At 48.7% G+C, this 226-nt stretch carries 2 tRNA genes; both read right to left on the bottom strand.

The features are described 5' to 3' along the window. Positions 1–6: 6 nt before the first annotated feature. Positions 7–82 (bottom strand) — tRNA-Lys (locus UA76_RS01305). A 2-nt stretch (positions 83–84) separates the two neighbouring features. After that, positions 85–160, bottom strand: a tRNA-Glu gene (locus UA76_RS01300). Positions 161–226 lie beyond the last annotated feature (66 nt).

Here is a 226-nt window from a genome sequence, read left to right as displayed (position 1 = left end):
GAAGAATGGTGGGTCGTGCAGGATTCGAACCTGCGACCAATTGATTAAAAGTCAACTGCTCTACCAACTGAGCTAACGACCCAATGGTATCCCGTAGGGGAGTCGAACCCCTGTTACCGCCGTGAAAGGGCGGTGTCCTAGGCCTCTAGACGAACGGGACACTAGTTTGTCTTCACTTTTAAAAAGTGAAAGCAAATGGTTGAAATGTCTTGGGGGACATCTCTAT

This window comes from Vibrio mexicanus (assembly GCF_001012815.1).
GTDB lineage: Bacteria > Pseudomonadota > Gammaproteobacteria > Enterobacterales > Vibrionaceae > Vibrio > Vibrio mexicanus.
Note: the sequence above shows the minus strand (reverse complement) of the source record. Positions and strands in the feature narration are given on the sequence as shown.